Source organism: Rhizobacter sp. P2_H2, from assembly GCF_056403375.1.
Map to the genome: position 1 here is coordinate 1 of NZ_JBFUFP010000196.1, position 7,177 is coordinate 7,177.

2 protein-coding genes and 2 pseudogenes are annotated in these 7,177 nt (G+C 71.7%); all 4 read right to left on the bottom strand.

Features of this window, described 5'->3' with window-relative positions; translation table 11 throughout:
- A pseudogene (locus AC1D15_RS12945) lies at window positions 1–504 on the bottom strand (hypothetical protein); the annotation flags it as partial.
- 4 nt (window positions 505–508) lie between these two features.
- Window positions 509–2,425 (bottom strand): ATP-binding protein, encoded by a 1,917-nt coding sequence (locus AC1D15_RS12950; RefSeq protein WP_477826293.1) that lies wholly within the window; start codon window positions 2,423–2,425, stop codon window positions 509–511.
- Entirely contained in the window at window positions 2,422–3,870 is a 1,449-nt protein-coding gene (locus AC1D15_RS12955) for a hypothetical protein (RefSeq protein ID WP_477826294.1), read from the bottom strand. The genes AC1D15_RS12950 and AC1D15_RS12955 overlap by 4 nt, the downstream gene beginning before the upstream one ends.
- A pseudogene (locus AC1D15_RS12960) lies at window positions 3,867–7,177 on the bottom strand (hypothetical protein); the annotation flags it as partial. The gene AC1D15_RS12955 and the pseudogene AC1D15_RS12960, both read right to left, overlap by 4 nt.

Genomic DNA, 7,177 nt, shown 5'->3' on the forward strand with positions numbered 1-7,177 from the left:
GTCCCCTGGCTTGCCTTGCGGTGACGGTGCAGGCGCGGGAGGTGGCGGGCGAGTGGGAGAGGGCGCAGGGACGGGTGCAGCGGGCGTGGCGGGCCGCGGGGCCGGGACGGGCGTCAGCTCGGCGATCATCTCCTTCGCGGAGACCGTCCCGGCCTGCGGAGAGGGTGCACCGGGCTGCTCTTCCACGGCCGGCGTGGGACGCAGCGGCCGGCCGCCAAGTCCGGGCGAGAACGGCTGCAGCAACGAGCCGTCGAGCCGGTTGTCCAAGCGTGCATCAAGGCGCGCGTCGAGTCTCGCGTCCAACCGTGCATCCAGCCTGGCATCGAGCAACTCGTTGCGCGGCTTCAGGTAACGGGGCAAGGGCGCCGCGGCGGCTTGTTCCGGGTCGGCATCCTGGTYGGCAGTGCTCTCGCTGTCCTCGTCGGGCGAGGTGCCATCGCGCTTGCGCGGCGGTGCCCCCAGCGCAGCGGGCGCTGGCGCGCGGCGCGACGCCAACCTGCTCATCGCCTCATCCGGCCGGTGTGCCCGGCAGCCCCAGCAGCCCCGCCGGCATGGCCTTGCCGAGCTTTCCGTATTCGTCGGCCAGCGCCAGCGCCACCGAACGCGCATCGACGCGACCACCGCCGCTGATCGCACGGGCCGCCAGCACCACGTTGCGGATGTGTCCGCCGGCGAGTTCGCAAGCCGCCGCCAGCCGGTTCAGCACGGCCGGTGCGAGCTCATGCGCCTCGCCCAGGTGAGCCAGCCACAGGGCACGGCGTTCTTCGGGACCCGGTGCGGGAAACTCGACGATCGCGTCCAGCCGCCGCGTGAAGGCACTGTCGAAGCGGCTGCGGCTGTTGCTCGTGAGCAGCACGATGCCGTCGCAGGACTCGATCCGCTGCAGCAGGTAGTTCGTCTGCTGGTTGGCATGCCGGTCGTTGGCATCCTTCAGTTCGGTGCGCTTGCCGAAGAGCGCATCGGCTTCGTCGAACAGCAGGATGGCTTCGGCGTGCTCGGCGCGCGCAAAGAGTTCGGCGAGGTTCTTCTCGGTCTCGCCGATCCACTTGCTGGTCACTGCGGCGATGTCGACGCGGAACAGCGGCAGCGACAGGCGCGTCGCCAGCCAGCCGGCGCTCAATGTCTTGCCGGTTCCCGAAGGGCCCACCATCAGGACGCGCACGCCGGGGCGGTAGCGCGTGCGGCTGGCGGCGCCGAGGCCGTCGGCCAGGCCGTCGCGCAGGCGGCAGCGCTGCAGCACGCGCTCGAGCTCGTCGCGCAGCGAGGCCGGCAGCACGAGGGCATCGTCGGGCACGTCTTCGGGCAGGGCTTCGGCCAGGCTGCCGAGTTCGCTGCGGGCCTGGCGCAGTGCCTGGTGCAGGTGCGAGGGTTGCAGGCGGTCCTCGCCGGTGCGCAGCCGATCCTGTTCGGCCGCGTCGCACAGCTGCGCGATGCGGGTGGCGCTGTGGCGATGCTGCGCCGCCAGCCGGGCCGACAGGGTCTCGTCGACCCGTCCTGCGCGCCACAGCGCGCCGCGTTCCCCGGCCTGCGGCAGCGGCACGCGCCAGGCCGGCGGCGTGTCGCCGTCGCAGGTCCATGCGCCGTCGAGGCCGGTGGCCACCAGCGAGGGCCCGCGGTACCCAGGCAGCACGGGCACGCGCTGGCGTTCGCCCGGCGCGGTCTCGCTGCAGAACACCGGTAGGGCGTCGTGCAAGGCCAGCCATGCAGCGAGGCCGGGCAGGGTGTCGGTGCCGTCGATGAAGGCCGTGCGCCTCCCGAGCGCACGCGCCACCGCCGCTGCCGCATCGCGGGCTTCGCGCGGGTGGCCGGCGCGCACGACCAGCACGCCTTGCGCCGGCAGGCTGCGTGCGCACTGGGTGGCCTGCTGCTGCAGGCTCGCGGGCAGCACACCGGCCGCATCCTCCAGCGTCACGCCGGGCCACTGTCCACGTGCGCCGCAGGCTGCGAGAACAATGGGCGACGGGACGCGCAAGGGCGCGTCCGCGAGCGTCCGGTTGCCCCCATCCAGCTGCAGGAGCCCGCTGCGCACCGCCACACCGTCCACCAGCTGCGCCAGCGCCTGCGTCGTGCCGCCGTTCGCATCGCGATGCAGCGCCGCGACCAGCCCGACACTCGGATGCATCTCGCGCAGCGGCGCCTGCAGCCAGGCGAGGGCGCGCGAGACCATCGGGTCGGTGTCGGCGGCGAGCGCGAGGGCCACGGCATGGCGTTCCACCGGCAGCAGGGCCAGGGCATTCGACAGCCGCTGGACCGCGCGATCCAGCGCAGAAGGCCCGGCTGCGGTCTCGCGGTCCCGCAAGCTCACCAGCCAATGGGCTTCCGGCGCAGCCATCGCGTCGACCTCGTCCGGCGCGAGCTGTGCCAACGCCTGTTCGGCCAGCGTCAGGCCAGCGATCGGTGGCAACAGGCGTTCCGGTGCGTTCATGGCCGGGCCTGCCCCTCGAAATGAAAACCGACGACGCGGCCGTACCAGGGCAGCCAGCCGGGATCGATGTCCAGGCCGAGGCGGCGCACGCGCAGGTCGACGTCGTCGAGCGTGAAGTGCAGGTCGGCATGCGTCGCGCTCACGCCGAGGCGCGCGGGACGCAGCACCAGGCGGCGCAAGCCGAGGCGGCCGGCACGCCAGAGCCAGCGGCGGGCCAGCCTGAGCCAGTGCAGCGCGCGCGCTCCGCTTTCAAGATCGGGTGCGGGCCGCGCGAGCTGCCAGCCCGGGTCGTCGTCGTCCACCGGCAATCGCTGCAAGGCGAGATGCAGCACGTGTTGCGCGAGGTCCGCAGGCAGCGGGTCCTGGCCGGCGAATCCCAGCCGCGCCAGCACCGGCAGCAGGAACAGCAGGCCGCCGCAGGCGGTGGGCTCGAGATAGGGCGACTGCTCGAGCAGGACGTGATGCAGGCTCGTGGCGAGCGGTGGAAAGTCCGTCGGCCTGGCCACCACAGGGGAAGCCTCCGGCGATTTCCGCGGACCCTCGGTGGCCTGCCGCAGCTCGGCCTTCGGGGACGTCGGTGATGCGCCTGCGCGTTCCTGCGCCCGTGCCGTGTCGACCGAGGCCGTCGCCTCGAGGGCTTCTGGCCCGCCACCCGGCACCGTAGCGCGTGTCGCGCCGACCGACTCGCTTCGTGAACGGTGTGATCGCAGCGGGGCGAGCTCGGCATCGAATCCACCGGAGGCCTGCAGCACGCTGCGCAGCCAGCGCGGCAGAGACAGCAGCGGATCCGCAGGCGCATCCGGCACCTGAACGCCATGCGGTCCGGACTCGGAGGGCCTGTCTTGCGGGGCCGGACGTTCGTCGAGATCCTCGAGGAYGGGCAGCGCGGCCTGCTGCAGCAAGCCCGTGCCTTCGCGCTCGTTCATCGCCGCGGCCAGCGTCGCCGCACCGCCGGCACGCACCATGGCGGCGACCCAGGCCGGCACCGCGATGCGTGCCTGCGGCCAGGCGGCCAGCGTCCGAAGCACGCGGCGCGCCTGCAGCACGAAAGGCAGCCCCGGTTCGAATTCCGGCACCGCCAGCGGCCAGTACCACGCCTCGCAGGACGCACCGCGCAACAACCTCAGCCCCAGGCGCACGCGCGCGTCCAGCGGACTCGCGAAACACACCACCTCGGCCTGCGGCGGTGGAACAGCCGCGGGATCGTTCTCGGCCCAGGCCGTGCCGGCCTGCGCCACCTGACGCTCGATCAGCATCGACAAGGCCTGCGGGCTGATGTCGGGCGCGATGCACCCGAGCGCCAGCCGGCGCACGAGCAGCACGCGCGCGTCGTCGCCGGGCAGGCTGGCGCAGCGCAGCGCATCCTCGAGCCGCGGCAGCATGCGCGTCACCGACGCCTCGTCGGCGGCGCGCAGTTGCAGCCGGTGGACCCTGCGTTCACTCATGGCGTGCGGAACAGCGTGCGGCCGGCCGTCTGCGCCTTCAGGCTGACCATGGCACTGCTGTCGAAATGCACGCGCACGTCGTCGCCGAGGTCGACCCGCGCGCTCGAGGTGTGGATCACCCGTGCCGAGATCTCCGCGCCCAGGTCCTCGACCAGCGCGCGCGCGACCAGCGCATCGTTGCGGTACAGCAGGGCCTGCATGCCCACGCGCAGCGGCGCCGCGTCCAGCACCGACAGCGGGATGCTGACACCCGGGCTGATGCCCGTGACCGGCCGCGCCATGCGGCCGCTGACGATGCGATCGACCGGCGCGTGGCTGGCCAGCAGCAGGCACATGCGCACGATGTCGTTGACCAGCGCCACCGCTTGCGGCACGTTGTCGACGATCTGCGCGAACAGCCAGTCGACGTACGCCTGCATCTGGCGCCGGTCGATGTAGCCGATGCTCGCCCAACCCGTCAGCGTCGCCAGGTTGCGCAGGTTGGGCGCGTCGTCGAACTCGGACAGCAGCTCCGCCCATTGCAGCCGCAGCACGGCCGGCACGCCGGAGAACTCGGCATGCAGGCAGCTGACGATGCTGCGCATGTTCTGCAGCTCGACGGCCGCGGCGCGCGCGACGTCCGGCCGGCCATGCCCGCCCTCGGCCAGGTCGCCGAAGCTGACCACCGCCTCGGCCTGCACGCGCAGGCTCTGCCAGGTGGTGGTGGTGGACAGCGCCGCGAGGTTGAAGCCCTGCATGGCGGTCAGGCGCGGCGCCAGCGCCTCGACCTGGCGCGTGGCGACACGTGCGATGCCCTTGGCCAGCACCGTGGCGCTGGCCGCCGGCTGCACGGGCCTGGGCACCGCAATGCCCGTGACGGCACGCAGCTGCGCGCTCTGCATCAGCTTGACCATGGGCTCCAGCCGGTCGAGCTGCTGCAGGATCTTCGGGGCGCGCACGAACCAGTTGCTGGGCGCCTCGCGCAGCACCTGCAGCATGTCCATCAGTTCATCGGGCGTGTCCGGATGCTCGCGCAGGCAGGCCGGGACGGGCGCCTCCAGCAGGCCTGGATCCACCGAGTGGGTCGGCGTGGCGAGCACCGTGTCGGTCTCGCGCGGGCGGATGTAGGCGACGAACTTCACCTCCTCGCTCAGCACCTTGGCGCGCCGCGCGTTGACGGCGGCGATGCGTTCCTGTTCCTCGGTCATCAGGGCGCGCGCCACGCTGACGTCATGGCGCGCCTCGGCCAGTTCGTCGGCCACTTCGGACAGGCGCGCCTGGCTCGCGTCGTTCTCGGACTGCAGCTGGTCGAGCGCGGTCTGGGCGCGCGTCAGGGCGTCGCGGTAGACGACCAGGCGCGCTTCGAGCTGGCGCAGGATGGAGATGGTGAGGTCCGACAGCGACACGGTCTGCGTGAACATCGTGGCCTCGTCGACCGAATTCGGATTGACGGGCGGCGGTGCCTGCCTCAGCAACTCCAGCAGCGACGGCGTGGTGCGGAACTCCATCAGCAGGCGCCTGCCGGGCGTGTTGCTGCCGAGCACGAACGGATCGTTGGTCAGTCCCGGGATGCTGAATCCATCCAGCAGTGCCGGCATCTCGCCGCTGTCCTCCTTCATGAACTGGTCCAGCAGCGCGAGCAGCGACTTGACGGTGTTATAGCGGTTCAGCAGCGCATAGTCGCGCGCCTCGGGCGAGGGCGGGCTGCGCAGCCGGTCGGCGATGGCGGTGGTGCGCACCTCGGAAGCACCGATGATGGGCGTCGAGTAGACGACGGGCAGCGGTGCGCGGGGCTGCAGCAGCACGCGGCCGGAGGTCGAGACCCTGGGACTGACCACCCTGGCCAGCGAGACGGCGCCCACCTCTGCGGCACCGGTCGAGATCGCCAATTGCGCGGCCGGCACCAGGCTGTTGATCGCCAGGCTGCTGGCGGCCGCCAACGCGGTCGGCACCGACGGCGACGGCGCCGCCGCGGCCGTCAGTCCGCGCACGGGCGAGGTCTTGACGGTCGTGAGGTAGTCGCGGATCTGGTTCTGCACCACCAGCGCGCTGTCGGACTTGGCGATGCTCGCGAGCATTGGCGACACCGCGAGCCGCGACGCATCGGTCGTGCTCATGGTCAGCTGGCGCATCCGGTAGATGTCGACCTGCATGTGCGCGAAACCGAAGTCGGTGATGTCGTCGGCGCGGTCGATGCGCGCGCGCAGGTAGTCGGCGAAGCCGGAGACGCCGCGCAACAGCAACTGGGATTGCTCGTGGCCCGACAGCTTCTTGATCAGCGGGTCGCTCACCAGCTCGGTGTAGATGCGCACGGTGCCGATGCGCGAGGAAGGCGTCGGCGTCAGCACACCGAGGTTGTTCTGCGGYACCAGCGTGCCGTTCAGCAGCGTCGAGTAGGGCGGCGTGGTGGATCCGCCGCCCGAAGCAATGCTGACCGGCCACAGGCGCTGCGGCGTGGTGGACGCCACCGTGGGATAGCGGGACATCTCGCTGAAGGAAACGGTTCCGCCGAAGGCCAGGAAGCGCACGCGCACCAGCTGCTGCGTGGCGATCTCCGCGATCCGCAGCGCCATCAGGTTCAACTGCACCCAGGTGCCGGACTGTGGCAGCGGGCCCGCACGCTCGGCCGTCAGTACCGACTGGAAGGCGGAGGATGCGGCCGCGAGCTGCTCCAGGTGGTTCTCGCCCCAGAACACGGTGCGCGTCTCTTCGGGCGCCGTCGTGCTGCGCCGGGTGACCACCAGGGCCAGCAGCGCACGCGGCGGCGCCAGCTCGTCGAGGTAGATCCAGTTGGTCAGGCGGTCGCTGCCGTCCGTGCTGATCGTCACGTTGGCGAAATTCCCGATGGTGTGGCCGCGCCAGCCAGCCGCCGTCGGGTAGGTGAGGTTGAAGCCGCTGACGGGCACGGCCCGCGTCTGCGACGTCGATTCGCCGAAGATGTCGCCGTCCGTGCTGCCCACCAGTTGCGGCAGGCTGGGCACCACGCCGTCRTGCGGCTCGAACGGCGCCCAAAGGTCGTTGGGCGCCAGCAGGTCCCACACCTCGTCGCCCTGCACGCGCGCGCCAGTCGGCAGGAAGTTGCAGAACCATTTCGTCCACTGCTGATCGCCCATGCGGGCACCGGTGAGTCCGTAGGCGGCGCGGCCGCCGAACAGCGTGAAGGCCATGCCGTCGAGCTGCGCACCGTTCAGGCCGACGCTGCTGGCCGGCACCTTCAACATCACCCACTGTCCGGATGGCGGCAGGTCGCCCATGCGCATGCGCGAGGCCGTGTTGGCGGTGCCCCACTTGATCTGGTCCGCGCCCCAGTAGGCACGGTGTTCCCAGT

Excerpts from the sequence above, each read along its gene's own strand:
- AC1D15_RS12950 (WP_477826293.1), bottom strand. The coding sequence starts at position 2,425 with ATGAACGCACCGGAACGCCTGTTGCCACCGATCGCTGGCCTGACGCTG.